This is a genomic window from Paenibacillus sp. RRE4, from assembly GCF_031844205.1.
Lineage (GTDB): Bacteria > Bacillota > Bacilli > Paenibacillales > Paenibacillaceae > Paenibacillus > Paenibacillus xylanexedens_B.
On the sequence record NZ_JAUZUT010000003.1, the window covers coordinates 138,121 to 155,887 of the forward strand.

General features: G+C 46.1%; 16 protein-coding genes. 2 read left to right on the forward strand and 14 right to left on the reverse strand.

Annotated elements, in window-relative coordinates:
• The first annotated feature begins 370 nt into the window (after positions 1 to 370).
• A complete protein-coding gene (locus Q9R46_RS19370) occupies positions 371 to 1,480 on the forward strand; it encodes a hypothetical protein (RefSeq protein WP_311281389.1) in 1,110 nt (369 codons plus the stop codon).
• Between the two features lie 141 nt (positions 1,481 to 1,621).
• Here Q9R46_RS19370 and Q9R46_RS19375 read toward each other — a convergent pair whose 3' ends face one another.
• A complete protein-coding gene (locus Q9R46_RS19375) occupies positions 1,622 to 2,767 on the reverse strand; it encodes a response regulator (RefSeq protein WP_311281390.1) in 1,146 nt (381 codons plus the stop codon).
• A 153-nt stretch (positions 2,768 to 2,920) separates the two neighbouring features.
• Between Q9R46_RS19375 and Q9R46_RS19380 the strand changes: the two genes are divergently transcribed.
• Entirely contained in the window at positions 2,921 to 6,091 is a 3,171-nt protein-coding gene (locus Q9R46_RS19380; protein WP_311281391.1) for a hybrid sensor histidine kinase/response regulator, read from the forward strand.
• A 101-nt stretch (positions 6,092 to 6,192) separates the two neighbouring features.
• Here the strand turns inward: Q9R46_RS19380 and Q9R46_RS19385 are convergent, their stop codons facing one another.
• The 13 genes from Q9R46_RS19385 to Q9R46_RS19445 all read right to left on the reverse strand — a co-directional run bounded on the left by Q9R46_RS19385 (position 6,193) and on the right by Q9R46_RS19445 (position 17,656).
• Positions 6,193 to 7,698, reverse strand: a complete 1,506-nt coding sequence (locus tag Q9R46_RS19385; protein ID WP_311281392.1) for a malate:quinone oxidoreductase — start codon at positions 7,696 to 7,698, stop codon at positions 6,193 to 6,195.
• A 405-nt stretch (positions 7,699 to 8,103) separates the two neighbouring features.
• The gene (locus Q9R46_RS19390) at positions 8,104 to 8,883 is read right to left on the reverse strand and encodes an ABC transporter ATP-binding protein (protein ID WP_311281488.1); all 780 of its coding nucleotides are present in this window, start codon (positions 8,881 to 8,883) and stop codon (positions 8,104 to 8,106) included.
• Positions 8,883 to 9,683, reverse strand: a complete 801-nt coding sequence (locus Q9R46_RS19395; RefSeq protein ID WP_311281393.1) for an ABC transporter ATP-binding protein — start codon at positions 9,681 to 9,683, stop codon at positions 8,883 to 8,885. The genes Q9R46_RS19390 and Q9R46_RS19395 overlap by 1 nt, the downstream gene beginning before the upstream one ends.
• Positions 9,680 to 10,534 carry a nickel transporter permease gene (gene nikC / locus Q9R46_RS19400; RefSeq protein WP_311281394.1) on the reverse strand — a complete coding sequence of 285 codons (855 nt, stop codon included), beginning with the start codon at positions 10,532 to 10,534 and terminating at the stop codon, positions 9,680 to 9,682. The genes Q9R46_RS19395 and nikC overlap by 4 nt, the downstream gene beginning before the upstream one ends.
• Positions 10,531 to 11,478 carry a nickel ABC transporter permease gene (nikB, locus tag Q9R46_RS19405; protein ID WP_311281395.1) on the reverse strand — a complete coding sequence of 316 codons (948 nt, stop codon included), beginning with the start codon at positions 11,476 to 11,478 and terminating at the stop codon, positions 10,531 to 10,533. The genes nikC and nikB overlap by 4 nt, the downstream gene beginning before the upstream one ends.
• Positions 11,478 to 13,043, reverse strand: a complete 1,566-nt coding sequence (gene nikA, locus Q9R46_RS19410; RefSeq protein ID WP_397386391.1) for a nickel ABC transporter substrate-binding protein — start codon at positions 13,041 to 13,043, stop codon at positions 11,478 to 11,480. Before nikA ends, nikB begins: the two co-directional genes overlap by 1 nt.
• A gap of 235 nt (positions 13,044 to 13,278) precedes the next feature.
• On the reverse strand, positions 13,279 to 13,725 hold the full coding sequence (locus Q9R46_RS19415; RefSeq protein ID WP_311281397.1) for a hypothetical protein: 447 nt from the start codon (positions 13,723 to 13,725) through the stop codon (positions 13,279 to 13,281).
• Positions 13,726 to 14,105: 380 nt separating this feature from the next.
• The gene (locus Q9R46_RS19420) at positions 14,106 to 14,495 is read right to left on the reverse strand and encodes a contact-dependent growth inhibition system immunity protein (RefSeq protein WP_311281489.1); all 390 of its coding nucleotides are present in this window, start codon (positions 14,493 to 14,495) and stop codon (positions 14,106 to 14,108) included.
• Positions 14,496 to 14,506: 11 nt separating this feature from the next.
• Positions 14,507 to 14,944: a hypothetical protein gene (locus Q9R46_RS19425; RefSeq protein WP_311281398.1), complete on the reverse strand. Its 438-nt coding sequence runs from the start codon at positions 14,942 to 14,944 to the stop codon at positions 14,507 to 14,509.
• 8 nt (positions 14,945 to 14,952) lie between these two features.
• Entirely contained in the window at positions 14,953 to 15,444 is a 492-nt protein-coding gene (locus tag Q9R46_RS19430; RefSeq protein WP_311281399.1) for a hypothetical protein, read from the reverse strand.
• A gap of 52 nt (positions 15,445 to 15,496) precedes the next feature.
• The gene (locus Q9R46_RS19435) at positions 15,497 to 16,099 is read right to left on the reverse strand and encodes a pentapeptide repeat-containing protein (protein WP_311281400.1); all 603 of its coding nucleotides are present in this window, start codon (positions 16,097 to 16,099) and stop codon (positions 15,497 to 15,499) included.
• A gap of 14 nt (positions 16,100 to 16,113) precedes the next feature.
• Positions 16,114 to 16,413 carry a hypothetical protein gene (locus Q9R46_RS19440; RefSeq protein WP_123063862.1) on the reverse strand — a complete coding sequence of 100 codons (300 nt, stop codon included), beginning with the start codon at positions 16,411 to 16,413 and terminating at the stop codon, positions 16,114 to 16,116.
• A gap of 19 nt (positions 16,414 to 16,432) precedes the next feature.
• On the reverse strand, positions 16,433 to 17,656 hold the full coding sequence (locus Q9R46_RS19445) for a WXG100 family type VII secretion target (protein WP_311281401.1): 1,224 nt from the start codon (positions 17,654 to 17,656) through the stop codon (positions 16,433 to 16,435).
• Positions 17,657 to 17,767 lie beyond the last annotated feature (111 nt).

The window sequence follows — 17,767 nt, forward strand, 5'->3', positions numbered from 1 at the left end:
GAAGGAAGGAATATGATAGCCTGGACGCCTCCTCTCTGATTTGAAATCTTCAGGAGAGCGGCGACCCTAGAATCTCCAATGATGTGTAGAAGGAAGGACCGCCATAGCCTGAAGGCCAAGAGTTCGAAGTGCCGAAGTTCGTCACCCGAACCTTTGGTGAACTCATCATCTCAGATTTTGGCATCCATGAGCAGGGCGAAAGTATTACGACATGATTTATGTGGAAGGAGTATTCAAATAGCTGTCGAATAGGGTTCAATACTTATTTTTGAAATGAGGTTATCTGAAAATGAAACTCCACACTTTATATAATGATTATATTCGTATGAAGTTCTCTCTCCCTTTGGAACCCGTAGATGGTGACATGATAATGGCATTTGGTCAATATGAGGATGACAGTGCAGCTTTATTCTTTAATGATCACCCGGAGGAAACCTTCTCAGGCTGGATCGTCCGATTACGCCCGAAAGACCCCTACTATGGATCAAAGCCGGACTGGAAGCCCGTATTAGCTGAAACGTTTGAGCAACTTAATGTATATGATGAGATGATTCTATACTACCTGTTGTTCACGATTAATAGCACACTATCCATCAACACACACAACACCTACAGCGAGATGAATGATGTGATGAAAAAATATAGCTTCCTCCAGCTGTCCCATCTGCATGACACAACTTGTTTAAACGTTGCACAGAAGCAGTCGCTGCGCGATTTTTTCTTCTTTATCTATCTCTACGCTCATCCGGTGAATGATGAGACTTTATACGCTTGCTCATGGGATCAACAACGTTTGATTCATAGCAAAACGGGCATTCCACTCAAGGATTATTTCGCTACTTATTACGATCACTACACCACACATCGCGACAAATACGCGGATCAAATCATGATCTCAGCAGAAGAGATTCAAGCCTGCAAAGCATTAACTCTGGAACTGTTACAGGTTATCGAGGGCCGTTCCTCCAAGTTAATCATCCCTTCTGTAAAAGGTTTGGAGCCAGTCATTGAACTCATTAACGACGTGGATGGAATGCTCAAGCTATACAAGGATGACCCTTCGGCATTTTGCCAGATCATTAGAGATCTGCTCGCTGATGCCATGATGGATATGACGCTTGAAACCAATGCAGGTGCTGGTGCTAAAGCGAATAGCGGTACCGACACCGATAACAATGCGGATTCACTTCAATTGGCTACTGAGGGTGATTCGGAGCACTTCAGATTATATCGCGATTACTGTTTTACAGTGTTGCTTCAAAATTACGCTTCATATATCCTGTTTTTTGATTTTAATGAGATTCGGGTACTCATAGACGCTTTCAAGGATAACCCTAAAGAATGCAGTATTATCATCAGCAAAATGTTCACAGATACCATCTTTCTACAGAAGATCATACGCCAGCAAAATATTGATCTGAACGAGTATCCCGAGGTGACCCGATTCTTTGATGAAAAGGCTAGGGAATGGTTCCTGTAGTATCCATACAACGAGATACAATGGGTAACAAATGCTCTTGGCCGTGTTATTGGTATAAAAAACAGCCTCGTTCATGAGGCTGTCAGAAGGTGTAACACGTTTATATTTTTCATACGCCAAATATCCTAGGTGAGCAGATGCTCACATATTTCTGGTTTTCCATTCCTGATACCATGCTTCCACTTCGGGGCCAGGGTCAACTCCTGCCTCTTGTTGTAATGCTGCTGCCAACTGATGATACTGAGCAACCACCGGGTCTTTATTGCCTAATCGATCATACAACTTCATCAAAGAAAGGCTGACCTCCTCCATCATCGGATCAAATTGCTGCATCTGGTGGTACAACATTAGAGCTTCATTGGGGTGTCCCGATTCAATGTAGTATTGCGCCAGCTTCAACGCATGATTCTGCCAGAGCGCATGCAATCGCTGACGTTCCAGCTCCGCCCATGCGTAATCATCCTCACCGAAATACTTGCCTTCATATTGATCCGAAACATATCGATACTCAGCAAGTGTAGAGGACGATAATAAAGGTAATCGGTTAAGACGACTCTCCCACTCTTCCGCATCAATCCGGAGTTCACCCGTTTCCAATAGATAACCGAATTGTTGATAGCGTACCGAAATCCGGCCCTCACCCACGAATTCGTTCAGCATACCACGTAAGCGATGAATACCACTGTGCAGGTTCGTTATACCTCTCTTCTCATCGAGCTCTGGCCATAACAGCTCAAGCAGGGTGTCACGCTTGATCGGTTTATTGCGATGATGGAGCAAATACGCGAATAGTTCTCTGATTTTGGTCGTTCTAAACTTCAGGTGTTTGGGCGCTTCATTCGGATGCAACTGCACCTGAAGCATGCCTAAGCAACGGATTAACAGTCCTCGCTCTACTGTGTCTTCAATCACGTCCATCTGTGCCGGTATAGCTCTGCGCTGGTACATCTTCATCGTTTTATCCAAACGATTCCGTGTTACGGGTTTCATAATATAATCCAGCACTTCAAGCCCGTAAGCCGTCAGTGCATGTTCGTTATAGGCCGTTGTGAAAATAACTTCCGTTCTTGGAGATACCTCATGAATTCGCTCAGTTGCTTCGATTCCATTCATCCCCGGCATCTCAATGTCCATGAAAACGAGATCAGGCAGATGTTGCTTGATTTGCTCTATCGCTTCTTCTGCCTTCAAAAAAGTACCGATGACCTCGCAATCCTCTCTCTCGACTAACAATTTATTTAACCTGCTCAGAGCGAGATTTTCATCATCTACCAAAATCACTCTCATATGCACAGCCCTCCGACTCACTTGATGATCCATTAATCAATAATTTTACCATAAACTTTGGATTGCGAACGCTATCAATTTGGTAATACGTCTAAAATTCCAAATAAAAAAAGGACTCTCATCAAACCCGACGGTGCAGGAGTTAGACGAAACGTGTCGAAATTAAAATCTGCCATGAAACCAATAACGAAGTTTAAAATACCTAGATATGTCGTATTGTCCCTTGTCTTTTTAACCATTTTACTTAGCTTTCGCTGGATATGGTCCGCCTCTTTTGCTATACCGGATCATCCAGAACCTGTTCGAGGCGTGTTGGATCTTCGCGGTTGGGATCTTGCTGACGCTTCCCCGATTTCTCTGGATGGAGAATGGGGATTCACACCCCATGCATTGATTTCTGGCGGAGAGGAACCAAACACGGGATCGGATATGGGGGCGGGCATAGGGTCGGGCACGCCTTCCACATGGATCCAAGTGCCGGGCGACTGGCGTAATGCATTACAATCACGCTCTACATCGTCGTTCGGATATGGAACGTACCAGCTTCGCATACTGTTAGACCCTTCGGTGAAGGATATATCCCTCTGGGCTCAGAAAATTCAAACCTCATCCATCATCGAGATCAACGGAACGATTGTTGCCCAGTTTGGTCAACCTGCTAGCAATGCCCAAAGCTATAAACCAGAAAGGACTGCATTTGTAACTTCCTATGCACTCGACAAGACAAGCGAACTTACTCTACTTGTGCAGACAGCCAATTTCGATGACCCATTCAGTGGGGGAATTACACGTTCTCTGTATTTAGGTTCTCCTGCAGCCATTGGAAGTGAGCGAGGTTTATCGATTGATTTGCAGAAAATCACGTTCGCCGTACTGCTTCTGCACAGCCTGTATGCCTTTGTCATGTTTATGTTTATCCGGAAGCAGCGGGCATTGCTCACGTTCTCTTTGTTAATACTGTCCACGGCCTTAACGGTGGTCTCTGACCATGACAATCTGTTGTTAAGCTGGCTGCCCTTAAATTTTACCTGGATGGTTAAAGCCAAAGCTATTTCATATGTTTCATTTGCGCTTTTCCTTCTTATGCTGGCCAGAAGTTTTGCGAATCCGAATCATGGGCGAAAGCTCTTTCTTGCATATGCCGGCGTTGTAGGAGGATATCTATTATTTTTGCTCATTGCTCCCGTAACGCTTGTGTACCAAGCACTTCATACTCAGATCCCTGATTTCCTGTATTTGTTCGCTATTGGCTGGTCCGTGTTCCTGTTCTTCAAGATGGCCGCAGCCAAACAAAGCGACGCAAGCTTTCTGCTCTTTGCAGCAATGAGCAGTATGTCCAGTGTGCTGTGGGGAATTGTAAACTCACATAACGAAATCACCAATGTGTATTATCCGATCGATGTTATTGCTGCCATATTTGGCTTTGCGGCCTACTGGTTCAGAAAATATTTCCGCAATGCCACTGAAATTGAAAAACTGTATGAACAGCTCAAAGTGGAAGACCAGCAAAAAGATCAATTCCTGGTGAACACCGCGCATGAATTGCGCACTCCCCTGCATGGGATTATTAACATTGCCGAAAGTATTGCGGTGAGCGAACAGCGTCACTCCGGAGGACAGCATACAGAAGACATGAAGCTGTTAGTGAACATCGGAAGACAGATGTCGCAATTGATTGATGACCTTCTGGATGTCATTCGTCTGCGAGAAAAACGCATCATGTTGCAGAAAAAACCGTTATCCCTCGCCTCTGTCATATCCGGCGTCATTGGTATGTTCCGATTTATGGCGGAGGGCAAGCGAGTACAGATCATCGTAGATACACCCGAGGGATTACCGCATGTTCAGGCAGATGAGAGAAGACTTGTTCAGATCCTGTACAATCTGCTGCATAATGCGCTCAAATTCACGGATGAGGGTACCATTACCGTATCGGTCAGGGCAGATGAACATAGCGTCATTATGCAAGTTTCGGATACGGGCACGGGAATCAGCGAGGAGCTGCAAGAACGAATATTTGAAGCTTACGAGCAAGGTACCGCTCAAGCACGTTTGAGTGGTGGGATTGGGCTCGGGTTAAGCATCAGCAAACAGCTCACAGAGCTTCATGGTGGTGAACTTACCGTGCAGTCCGTGCTGGGACAAGGATCTACTTTTCAAGTTTCGTTGCCACGAAAAGATACACCTGCCTTAATCGAACAGACCGATCAGACGGAGCATTCGCGATGGGGTGTCCAGCATCTGAGTGAGGTCGCTTTGAGCCTAGATGAAGAGCAACATCCTGTGAACCCCGTCATACCTGGGAAAACTACTGCTCGCATTCTCGCTGTCGATGATGATCCGGTCAACTTACGTGTACTCATCTCGATGCTGTCGAATGAACCCTATGATATACAACCTGCCACTTCAGCGTTAGAAGCCCTGGAATTACTAAATACGCAGTCATGGGATTTATTAATTGCCGATGTGATGATGCCTCATATGTCCGGTTATGAACTGACAGAGAGCGTGCGTAAACGTTATTCCGTATCGGAGCTTCCTATTCTGTTGTTAACGGCCCGAAACGAACCTGCTGATATTTATGCCGGATTCATGGCGGGTGCTACTGATTATGTGACCAAGCCTGTTGACGCTGTAGAGTTGAGACATCGCATTGGTTCATTGATTGTGTTGAAACAATCAATTGATGAGAGATTGCGGATGGAAGCCGCTTATTTGCAGGCACAGATCCAGCCTCACTTCCTGTTTAACACACTCAACTCCATTATGATGCTCAGTGAGATCGATACAGATCGAATGCAGCGTCTGGGGGATGCTTTTATTGAATATTTGCAGACCAGCTTCCACTTTGTGAATTCGGAGAAAATGGTGGAGATCAACCACGAGATAGACCTTTCGAAAGCCTATCTCTACATTGAGAAGGAACGATTCGCAGAACGATTAAACGTAGTCTGGGACATTCCAGAAGACATCGATGTGATTCTTCCTCCGCTCACCATCCAGCCGCTGATTGAAAATGCCGTTCGCCATGGTGTACTCAGCCAAGTGGACGGTGGGACGGTATGGATTCGCATCGTCACCCAAACCACGGGCACACTGATCGAGATTGAAGATAACGGCTCAGGCATGCAGCCGGAACAGATCGAACAAGCACTCGCATGGCCTAAACCGAATCCGCTAAAGCCTGGAGGCATCGGGTTGACCAATACGCATCGGCGCTTGAATCAGCTCTATGGACAAGGATTGACGATCGTCAGCTCTCCTGGGCAAGGGACGAAGGTTTCCTTTTTTATTCCTGATCAAGCAGAGTTGAATTCGTTTTAAGTTCATTTTCGGGAAAACCAAACCACAAAAAGCTGAGCCTGGACTTGATCCGGACTCAGCTTTTTTGATTCATTTCCTGGCTTCATGAAGCACTTTATCCATTACACATGCAATGCTTGCTTCTCATCCGACAATCCCAGCGATTTCGCCGTAGACAGATTCACCTCGCGTAATAGATCGAGATTCTCTGCAAGCGAGATGCCATAAGACGGGATCATCTCTTTGATCTTTGGTTCCCATTCCTTGATATGCTGCGGGAAACAACGCTCCAGAATCTCCAGCATAACTTGAACCGCCGTCGAAGCACCCGGCGATGCGCCTAGCAGTGCCGCAATGGAGCCATCTGCCGCAGTTACAACTTCGGTTCCAAATTGCAGTGTGCCTTTACCGCCCTGAACGGTGTCCTTGATGACCTGCACACGTTGACCGGCCAGCACCATATCCCAATCCTCGCTCTTCGCACTCGGCACGAAATCACGCAATTCCTTCATGCGCTGTTCCTTCGTTAACATGAGCTGTTGAATAAGGTATTTGGTGAGTGAGAGCTCCTTCACACCCGCCGCAAGCATCGTTAAGAGGTTATGCAGCTTCACCGAAGCAATCAGGTCTGCATTCGATCCGGTTTTCAAGAACTTCGGCGAGAAACCGGCGAATGGCCCAAACAGCAGCGACTTCTGGTTGTCGATGTAACGTGTATCCAGATGTGGTACTGACATTGGTGGAGCACCTACGGAAGCTTTGCCATATACTTTGGCATGATGCTGTTCCACGACTTTTGGATTTTTGCACACCATGAAGATCCCGCTTACCGGGAATCCTCCGATATGTTTACCTTCCGGAATGCCGGACTTCTGGAGCAGATGCAGACTTCCGCCGCCCGCACCGATGAAGACAAATTTCGCCCGATGGCGTTCAACGGCTCCGCTTGTCAGATTTTTCACAGTCAATTCCCATGACTTATCACTCTTGCGTTTAATGTTCTTCACGCTATGTTTATAGTGGACTTCCACCTTTTGTTCCTGTAGATGTTTCAGTAGCATACGCGTTAAAGCACCAAAGTTAACGTCCGTACCGGAGTCAATCTTGGTCGCCGCTACCGGCTCGCTACTTGTGCGGTCTTTCATCATTAGCGGCATCCACTTCGCCAGCTCTTCCCGGTTGTCCGAGAAATCCATGCCTGCGAACAGCGGATGGTTTGACAATGTGTCGTACCGTCTTTTCAGAAACTGCACATTACTCTCGCCATGCACGTAACTGAGGTGAGGAATCGGCATAATGAAGTCCCTCGGATTCCGAATCAGACGACTGTTCACCAGATAGGACCAAAATTGCTTGGAAACCTGGAATTGCTCGTTCACCTTAATGGCTTTGCTAATATCTACGGTTTTGTCTGGTCGTTCAACAGTATAGTTAAGTTCGCACAGCGCAGCATGCCCGGTTCCGGCATTATTCCACTCATTCGAGCTTTCTTCTCCTGCCGTGGCAAGCTTCTCAAAAACCTTAATATTCCAGTCTGGTGCCAATTCTTTCAGCAAAGTTCCCAAAGTTGCACTCATAATTCCGGCACCGATCAAGATTACATCTGTACTCGTTTGTCCCTGGCTCATGTCTACCGTCCTTATATCCTATATTTGCCAAAAGGATGTAAGCGTTATCGATTTGGCATTGGCCGCAAGCCCACTCTTCGAGGGTTCACGCCTTGTCTGAATGAATATAACCTTGAACTAGTGTATCAATAATATGGAGCAATTTAAATATGCAATTTCAAGATATTTGCTATTCCCTCAGTATACGCTAGTTTGCCGCGGTTCGTTAGCCCGGTTATAGGCCTGAAAGATTTATTTGTTCAAAGCAAAGAAGGAACTTTGCATTCGCTAGGCAAACGGCCTGTTTTTAAAACATATGATTCGTTATGAAAAAGAGTGCATAAAGAGCCGCATGCATCATAACCTTCGCATAACGGCTCTTATTATAGAAAGAAGTCAGTCCACACGCTCATACATGCTGCGTCATCAGAATATCGAGATCAGTTCCTTCGTATACGGGTGGCGTTCCTCAGCGAACAACGCATCCGTGCCAAATTGGTCTACGATCTGCCCGGATTGCATGACGATAATCTGCTGGCTCATCCGGTGCACCGCTGCCAAATCATGTGAGATGAACACGTAGGAAAGGCCGAGCGATATACGAAGGTCGGTGAGTAGTTGCAAAATCGCTCCCTGTGAGATGACGTCCAGACTGGCAGTCGGCTCATCCAGGACAACGACATCCGGCTCTATGCCGATGGCCCGCGCAATCGTAACACGCTGTCGTTGCCCGCCGCTCAGCTCATGCGGATAGCGGTTCGCCAATTCACTCGGAAGCTCTACGGCCTCTAACAGCTGGCGGATGTAAGCTTCCTTCGATGTATAAGTGAAGTGCGCGAGGCTGGCATCCCGGCCTAGCTGCTCATAGGGGTCGACCAAGGATGTGCCAATGGTAAGCTTCGGATTCAATGCAGCCGAAGGATTCTGGAAAACAATCTGAATTTTGCGACGGTGTGGTCGCAAACGGCGTCCATCCAGCCGGACGATATCCTGCCCGCCAAGCTGGATCGAGCCACGATCCGCATCCTCAATGCGAAGTAGACAGCGGGCCAGCGTGCTTTTGCCACAGCCGCTCTCTCCGACAAGACCCAGGCATTCGCCGCGATTCAGCGTAAACGAGATATCGTTGATGGCTGGGTGTTCTGCACCAGCATAGGTGCGGGTGAGCTGTTCCACACGTAACACGACTTGGCTGGCTTGGCTTATCACTCCACGCCCACCTCCTTCAAACCAGACTTCAATTCATGACTCAATACAGGCGCTGCTTCAATCAATTGGCGTGTATATTCATGCTGGGGATGATCCAGAATCCGGTGTTTGCCGCCCGATTCTACGATCTGCCCTTCTTTCATGACAGACAAGCGATTCGCATATCGGCGCACATGCCGCCAATCATGCGTAATGAACAGGATTGCACAGCCCGTCTCGGCTTGCTTGCGTGCGAGCAGCTCCAATACGCGATGCGCGGACATGCTATCCAGCGCTGTCGTTGCTTCATCGGCAATGAGCAACCGTGGTGAGAGCATAAGTGATGTAGCAATGGAGGCACGCTGTAGCTGACCCCCGCTCAGTTGAAACGGATAGCGGCGAAGTAGCTCCGGGCTGAGTCCAACGGACTCCAGCGCTTCTGCGGCACGCTTTTTGCGAATGGCAGCAGACTTCTCTCCATGCACCTTCTGGTATTCATCAAAGTGTCCGCCAATGCTGCGAAAAGGGGTAAACGCCCCCTGATAGTCCTGGAAAATATACGAGATATCTCGCCCGCGCAGTGCACGCATCTCCTTCGGCTTCCGTTCGAGCAGGTTATTGCCTTCGAACAGCACGCGTCCAGATACGCGTAGATTAGGCGGCAGTAGCTGTCCGATCGCCTGCGAGAGCAGGCTTTTGCCACTGCCGCTCTGTCCCACGAGCGCCATGAATTCCCCTTCGCGGACGGCAAGGGACACGCTGTCCACAATCGTCCGCTCCCGGCTGAAGATACTCAGCTCCTCGATAGAGAGAATCATGACTGCACCTCCTTTTTCACATCAAACCGGTCTCGCAAGTAGTCTCCCAGCATATTCGCCAGTAGCACAACCGAGACAATTGCCAGGCCCGGAAAGACCATTAGCTCAGGTCTGGATTGGAAATAAGGACGCGAGTCATTCAGCATCGCTCCCCATTCAGGTGTCGGCGGCTGTGCGCCTAGTCCAATGTAGGATAAGGATGAGATCAGCAGGATGATTTTGCCGAGATCCAGACTCGCCAGTACCAGCACATGACCTGCAATATGCGGTAGCAGATGTTTGGTCATGATTCGTGCATCGGACAGACCGTTGGTTCGGGCTACACGGATGTAATCCTTTTGCGACTCGGATAGGACAGTGCTTCGAACCAGACGCGCGTAACTCACCCATTTCACAATAACAATCGCCAGCACCAGATTGCCGATGCCTGCACCAAGCAGACCGCTCAGTACAATCGCCACGATGGTGTCCGGAAAAGCCAGAAATGCATCCGCGATACGCATGAATAACTTGTCGATCCAGCCGCGTTTGTAGCCTGCGATCAAGCCAAACGGAATGCCGATTAGCAACGCCGCACCGAGTGCAAGCAGGCTGTAACCAAGCGTCTGACCACCGCCGAGAAGCAGACGTGTCAGCACATCACGGCCCAAGTGGTCGGTCCCGAGCGGATGAAGCACACTCATACCTTGCAACCTGCTACGCAGGTCGGTGAGGGTATGATCATGTTTAAGGTATAGAAAGGCATACAGGGAGGCCGCGATAACGAGCAGTGCAAACAGCATGCCGATGATGGCCTGCCAGCTGTGCTTTTTTGTTTTGGTTGACGGCAAGCGCAGGGGCATGGTTTTCATCGGTGGGCCTCCCTTTCCTTCAATTTCATCTCTGGATTTAAATAACGGTAAGACAAATCTACAGCCGTATTCACCAGGAACACGACAACCGCCATGATCAGGATGTATCCCTGAATCAATGGATAATCGCGCTGGCGAATGGCATCCACAACCAACTTGCCGATCCCCGGATAAGCAAATAGCACTTCAATTACCACAACGCCGCCAATCAGACTGCCCAGACTAACTCCAAATACGGTGATCACCGGAGGCAGACTGTGTCTGAAGGCATGCAGGAAGAAGATACGCCCCTCCGAAAGCCCTCTGGCCCGGGCAGATCGCACAAACTCCTGGCTCAGAGAGTCCAGCAAGCTGGAACGCAAAAGACGCACATAAACGCTGGAGATGGCAAGTCCCAGCGTCAGTGATGGCAGAATAAGTGAGGTAAATCCGTCCCGTCCCATCGTGGGCAGACTGCTGAATCGCACACCGAACAGGTCAATCAGGATCAGTCCCAGCCAGAAGCTGGGTACAGCTGCACCCAGAATCGACAAGATGCGGCTGCCTTGGTCAATCCAACTACCCCGATAGAGTGCTGACAGAGAGCCGAGCGGAATGGCCACGATCAGCATAACCAGCAGTGATCCGATTGTCAGCTCGGCTGTTGCCGGAAGTGAGCGCATCAGTGTCTGCATGACCGGCTGACCTGTTGAATAGGACACACCGAAGTCCATCCGTACAAAATCAAGCAGCCAGCGACCAAATTGCACGGGAAGCGAGTCATTAAAGCCCATCTCCTCACGCAGTGCTTCGACTTGTTCTTTACTCACCGATAATTCCTCAACATTCAGGATGGTTAGCACCGGATCGCCGGGGGCAAGCCGGATGAACAGGAAACTCACGAACATAATGAAGAGCAGAAATACAAATACCTCCAGGAACTTACGAAGCAAAATGCGAAACATTACATCACATCCAGCTTGTTTGTGATCATATAATATTCACTGCGCGTGGTGACCCAGTTCTTCACTTTCTTGCCGTTGTAGGCCACAATCGTTGCCGGATGCAGTACAAAGGAGTTCAGCACATTATCATGTACATAATTGGCTGCTTTCTCTGCCAGCTCCGCGCGTCTCTGCGGTTCTACGGTAAGGTTCAGTTCGTCGATGATCTTGGTCAGTGCCGGGTCTTCCGATCCGCTAAAGTTCAGCGCCCCTTTCGGATGGTATGTCGCATTCAGATAGTAACCCGCATCACCGCGTGGAGCGGTCAGATTACTGTATGTAGCGATGTCCCAGTCCCGGTTGGAAGCCATGTACTCTTCCGGTGCATCAATCTGACGGATCTGCACATCGATTCCGATCTTTTTCGCATCCGACTGGAATACTTGTGCAATCAGAGGCAGATCGGCGCGTGAAGAATAAGTAAGCAGCGTCAGCTTGAGTGGTTTGCCGTCTTTGCTCATTACGCCGTTCTGCTGCGTGTAACCAGCTTCGCCAAGATATTTTACAGCCACATCCGAGCCGGCCTCCGTTGTTGCATGTGTATATTTAGGCGCAAAAGGTAGCGATGGCAGGAATGGGCCAATTGCCGGCTCCCCGTAGCCAAGCAGGATTGTATCAACAATGCCTTTACGGTCAATTAGCGCATCGAGCGCACGACGGACATTCACATCCTTGATGCTCTCCCGTTGCATATTCATCGTCAACTGGTGCACGCGGAACGTGGATGTGGACTCAACTTTCAACCCGTCGATGGCTTTGAGGGATTCCAGACTTTCCACTTCCGGGCGGTAGACGATGTCTACTTGACCGGACTTCAGTGCAAGTGAACGGGCGTTAGCATCTTCATTAAACGAAAATGTTAAGGAATCCAGAGGCGAAGCCCCGTCCCAATATCCGTCATATCGGCTCAGCTCCAGCTTGCTGCCTGCCGTGAAGGAAGTCAGCTTGAACGGGCCTGTTCCGACAGGCTTGTTCACAATATCCGTCTCACTGACATCAATGATCGCCGTGTTCGGGTTAACCAGCTCGGATGCGAATTCCGGGAATGGCTGGGTTGTTGTGATCTCCAGCTGGTTCCCCTCGGCTTTGATCGTATCCACCTTCAATGTATTTTGGATGGCTACGTTCTCCTTCAACGCCCGCTCCAGAGATGCTTTAACCGCTTCACCTGTCATTGGTTTGCCGTTCTGGAACGTCACATTGTCGCGCAACGTAATCGTCCAATGCTGACCATCTTTACTCTCCCAGCTCTCCGCAAGCCACGGTGCTACCGTCAGATTGTCCTCATCCAGACGCAGCAGCGTTTCCGTAATGCCCGCACGCAGCGGCACATAACTGGAATCCACATGTGGATCAAGTGAACTGGTGGAGAAGTTATATAGGAAGTGAACGTTCTTATTCCCTTGGGTATTGGTATCGCCTTGCGCTGCCGGACTAGATGTAGATGCTCCGCAAGCGGTAAGTAATACTGCCGCACTCAGGGCCAAGGAGATTAGCGCCAGCAAAGGCTTCTTTTTCGTAAACAAGGTCATGCCCCTCTCTTATTCTGTTTCATATGATCTTTAATCGTAATCATTATCATCTAAACAATGAGTATTATCTTATCGTAATGATTACGTTTTGACAAGATATTTTTGGTTCGTTGGACGTAAAAAAATCCGTCTCTCGAATGAGAGCGGATTGGGTATGTTTTTTGTTTCATATTATACTGCATTAGTTTTCTTAAACTTTCTCAACTCCACTGACTTGGTTGATCGGTGATTAATCATCCGTAAATTGCATAGCGTGGATTGGTGTACCTTTAGTGACTTGACCTGTCACTGTGTTGATTTCTAATGGCTCTACTAAAACCTTCCATCCACTACCACTTTTGAATACTTTAAATGGCAGTGGTGGTGATTGCTCATAGCTTTGTCCTGAAAACTTTTGAACTACATAAAGTAGGACTTCATTATTGTTAATTTGCTTGCTTTCCACAATTTCATAACCAGTAGTAGGATTTGTTTTAAAATCATTTAGATATCCTTCTTCGCGACTTTTCTCATCCAAATAGTTTGTATCTATTGAATAAAAAATCATTCCCTCTGCATCCTTATCAATGTAAGCATCAAAGTAGTTAGTTGCTGCTTCCATCGGAGTTTGGGCAATTCCTCTTTCTGCGGTTATAGTGGAGACCACTAAGATTGAGCCAGCAACAATTCCTTCCATTAACAGTGATACTATTTTTTTCCTCTTTATAATTCAACGCTCCTTTTAAAGGTTAAATCCCCTAAATTTCCTTTATATCCAGTAAGTATAACGTAACAAGTTACTGAAATGTTATACGATTCCTAAATTTTTCTTTATCTGAATGGGGGAGAAATAATAGGAGGCGCTACTAATAAAAGAGCATTGCTCGTATACTGAATGATAGAAACAATGTGACTAAAGACTATGTATCCAGGAATCCTATCTCATCATGGATATCGAACAATCTCAACCAATCATAGAACGATGATTCAGACATGAGTTCACCTCTCCTTGAGATCTTTCTCGAAGAAACCCCACTACTGACCTTATGATCTGACATCCAAGATAGTATTCTCTTCTCAAAATTTTGCTATAAACCGTTGCACTAAGTCAGCGTACTCTTCTTGTTCCTCTCGATGAGTCCATTCGAATTGTGGAAGACTAGCATGAATATGCTGGAGTAATATTTTCAACTGTTCCAAATCTTGATAATCACCCAGTTCGATACCATACAATAGCTCTAGCAAATGACCGTCGTACATCTCCCCAGCAAGAGGATCATCGGACAGAATTTCCATCGCCTTTTCTATACCCAGCTCCAAAAACACACGCTGACCCAGCATTCGACTTACATCTTCTAAGTTAAGATTATCTACTTTTTTGTTAAGCAGCCTACCGTACCACTGCTCCAAAGCCACAGAATTACTTTTGCCCAGCTGGCTATTATAATCTATACAGTAAATGTCCATAATCCGTTTACTCAGGTGCACCCCTCCGAATCTGGCCAGATTATTAAACCTCTGAGAAAATCCTCCAGTACCCTTCGTTCCGCAATTCCTGCACCAGACAGTACAGTAGCCACACGCTCTAGTAACAGAGGTTCATGTATTAATCTTTGTTTATACTCAGGAGATGTGTAGCTCCTTAGTGTGTCTATACATATTTCAAATAACTCTCTATCCCCAACAGTCAGTAAAGATATCAATAATTCAAATCCATGTATCTGTTGAGTACTATCCAAGCAGTACGCAAGCTTCTTCTGCCAGTTGAGGGGTTTGCTCCATGCTGCTCTAGATAAAAAATCCCAATCATCTGGATTAAAATCCCCCAGAATTTCTATCGCTATTACACAACCGTCATCGTACCAGGAATCAACTGTTGTCTCGGCGGATAAAAGATTATCAAGTTCTTTGTACATTTCGTTTCTTATCCCATCATCTTAGGATTTTTGTAACACCAGTCGGAATCGTAGGACATGGAGTGTAGTTTATTAATATCTTCCCAAGTGTAGACCCAATCGTAATCTGCTACCCAAAAGTAGTCCGATTGGTTAAGCTTCAAATATTCATAAACAAATTGAAAAATAACCTCTTCTGCACCAAATACCTCTTCTATTGTACCTACCCGAATGAGGTCCTGTTTAGGGTCTAGATTTAGATCCTCATAATCATGAAATAAAACACTTTTATTTTCTTTTGCCTTTACATATAGAATAAATTGGTGGTTATTCTCTCCACTATTGTACGAATGACTTAGAACATTCAAGGTTGTTGAAGAAAACCTCCCATTTTCAATATGTTTATGATTATCAAAAATTAGTCTATGATCTGATTGAAACACAGCAATTATAGTGTCAGATAAAAACTTCTCTGGTGAATACTTCTCACGCTCCGTTAGAAAAAAAGCTGTTGTTCCCATGTTATTTTATTGCCTCTTTTCATGATTCCAGAGAAATTTAAAACCTGATAGATTACTTTCTTTCTTCGGCCTTCATGCGAAGCCAGTTCCTTGCTTCCTGCCCTTTGAGAATTTGAGGTTTATCGGCTGAACCAATATGAATGCTGTGAAAATTGGCCTCTTCTATTCCTTTGATGTTTCTTAACGTTACTCCATAAAACAAAACCTCTTCAAACCTTGCCTCACTCAAGTCTACATCTGTTAATGAGGCATGACTAAAATCAGTTAAAGAGAGGTTGCAGGCTGAGAAATTACAGTTTTTAATTGTTGCATTATCAAATCGTGTTTCCCATAGATCGCCTCTTGAAAATCGAACTGTATCCAAATTGGAGTTAGAGAATTCTACATATGACAAGTCTGATTTGTAAAAATCACAATGGATCACGTTGCTATTTTTATATAATGACGAACTTAAAACAGAGGCATGAAAATCTATGTTGTTCAGACTCAGACCCTCAAACGTACAACTCGCCATAAATGACTGCTCTAAACAAATATCAGAGATATCAAATTCACGAAAATCAACATCCTGCAATCGAAGTTGCTCACCTTCTTGACCGCTAGTATCAACCCATTTTGTATGAAGTTCGAATCTGTTATACATATCGTTTCTCATCCGTCCCTCGTCCTCTAATCCATGTAAGAAACAGCTGTGTTAATAACATTAGTCAATTTTAATTCGGGGTATTTTTTGTTAATATCCTTGAGCGTGTTAATATATTCAACACTTTGAAGATTATAAGAAATTTCTTCGAACACCTCACTGATCCAAAGAATTTCTTCTTTACTACACTTTTTTAGAAATGCGATTGTTTCGTTTTCATTTTGACTTAAGAGGTTAATTAATTCCTCTCTGTAATGCTCTATTGCGGGATCATTCATATGAAGATCTGCTCTTTTCCGTATTACTTCCTTGGCTTCTTTGAACATCTATAAATTCCTCCTATGATTATGGTTGTTTTTCAGCATCAGGAAAGATAGTTCCAATCTCTCCATTCGTCTTTATAACCCCTACTCTAACACCTTTGTATTCACCATAAATAACTACACCATCTGGCTTAGATGCATTTTGTGGTATATCTACGACACTCTTTCCTGCCTCAACAATATCTGACTCTGACCAGTTTTTTGGAAACCAAGCCTGATTACTCCCTTCTCTTTTTGCTGGAGTTTTATGCTCAGGCACATTACCTACTCTTACGCCATTAGGATAGGTTTTTTCAATATTATATTCAAATCCGTTAGTTCTAAGAAAATCAATATTGGACTGTCCATGTCCTCCACCTCTCATCTTAGATATCTTTCCATTCTTCGGGTTAACAGTGAAGTCACCTTTAGAAGAATGTTCTATTACTTTCGGACTTACTTTTAAATCTACACTATTTCCCCCAGTTGATCTTGCATCAGACTTGTTCTCTTTCCTAGCCTTATGATCCTCTAAATTCTTCTTCAACTTCGCCACCGCCGGATGAGAAGAAGGCAATCTAAACGGCCCTTTGCGCCCAGGCATACTTCCTCGAACCATCTGAAAAGCCATAAAAATCTGGCTGAACTTCAGAGAAGTCACCATCATCTGTGCATATCGATCATTCACTGGCTCGCCTGTGAAGGGATGAACTCCATTTTCAAAGGCTTCAATCTGCAAGGCATTAAGATCTTCCCCCAGATCTTCTGCATGACCTGCTTGCATCCGATTGATATCCACATGCCCTTGATCCTTCTGATACGCCTGCAAAGAAGCTTGATCTGGAACACCATTCTCGTTCACTGGCATCCACATCAGCCTGCCGTACACATTCACTTGTGCCATCCGGTAGCCCTTATCCTCCGAACCCGCATCATTCCCCGAACTCTTCATCATCGCTGCCGCACCCACAGCGCCAATAACGCCACCCAGACTGCCCTTCTCGGCATCTGCCTGCTCAAACCGCGTAGCAATCTCCGTTAACTCTTTTGAAGTATACAACATGCTCTCCAGTGCTTTCTGTAATACGGGGCGTGACCGTGCAAAATCACCATAAAATCGCTCCTGCGTCACACCCAGCCATACGGCCTGAAGAAACATGATCTGCCGTGAGAGATTATCCTGGATATGCTCCAACTGCTGTCTCGCCTGATCCACTTGATTCGATACGTGATGTAATTGTTCAGGGGTAACTTTGATTGTACTCATACGCTTTCTCCGCTCATTTGAAATAGGATTATCCTATGTTAGCAGAAGTATAATATGTAAAACTATCCTGCTAACATCCTGAATTTACCTATAACCCGACATCTGACACAC

What these genes read in the sequence shown, in the direction of transcription:
- Q9R46_RS19440 (WP_123063862.1), bottom strand. Translation starts at nt 16,413, where the DNA reads ATGTTCAAAGAAGCCAAGGAAGTAATACGGAAAAGAGCAGATCTTCAT.
- nikB (WP_311281395.1), bottom strand. Translation starts at nt 11,478, where the DNA reads ATGTTTCGCATTTTGCTTCGTAAGTTCCTGGAGGTATTTGTATTTCTG.
- Q9R46_RS19420 (WP_311281489.1), bottom strand. Translation starts at nt 14,495, where the DNA reads ATGGACATTTACTGTATAGATTATAATAGCCAGCTGGGCAAAAGTAAT.
- Q9R46_RS19395 (WP_311281393.1), bottom strand. Translation starts at nt 9,683, where the DNA reads ATGATTCTCTCTATCGAGGAGCTGAGTATCTTCAGCCGGGAGCGGACG.
- Q9R46_RS19425 (WP_311281398.1), bottom strand. Translation starts at nt 14,944, where the DNA reads ATGTACAAAGAACTTGATAATCTTTTATCCGCCGAGACAACAGTTGAT.
- Q9R46_RS19375 (WP_311281390.1), bottom strand. Translation starts at nt 2,767, where the DNA reads ATGAGAGTGATTTTGGTAGATGATGAAAATCTCGCTCTGAGCAGGTTA.
- Q9R46_RS19435 (WP_311281400.1), bottom strand. Translation starts at nt 16,099, where the DNA reads ATGAGAAACGATATGTATAACAGATTCGAACTTCATACAAAATGGGTT.
- Q9R46_RS19445 (WP_311281401.1), bottom strand. Translation starts at nt 17,656, where the DNA reads ATGAGTACAATCAAAGTTACCCCTGAACAATTACATCACGTATCGAAT.
- Q9R46_RS19370 (WP_311281389.1), top strand. Translation starts at nt 371, where the DNA reads ATGGCATTTGGTCAATATGAGGATGACAGTGCAGCTTTATTCTTTAAT.
- nikC (WP_311281394.1), bottom strand. Translation starts at nt 10,534, where the DNA reads ATGAAAACCATGCCCCTGCGCTTGCCGTCAACCAAAACAAAAAAGCAC.
- Q9R46_RS19430 (WP_311281399.1), bottom strand. Translation starts at nt 15,444, where the DNA reads ATGGGAACAACAGCTTTTTTTCTAACGGAGCGTGAGAAGTATTCACCA.
- Q9R46_RS19415 (WP_311281397.1), bottom strand. Translation starts at nt 13,725, where the DNA reads ATGGAAGGAATTGTTGCTGGCTCAATCTTAGTGGTCTCCACTATAACC.
- Q9R46_RS19385 (WP_311281392.1), bottom strand. Translation starts at nt 7,698, where the DNA reads ATGAGCCAGGGACAAACGAGTACAGATGTAATCTTGATCGGTGCCGGA.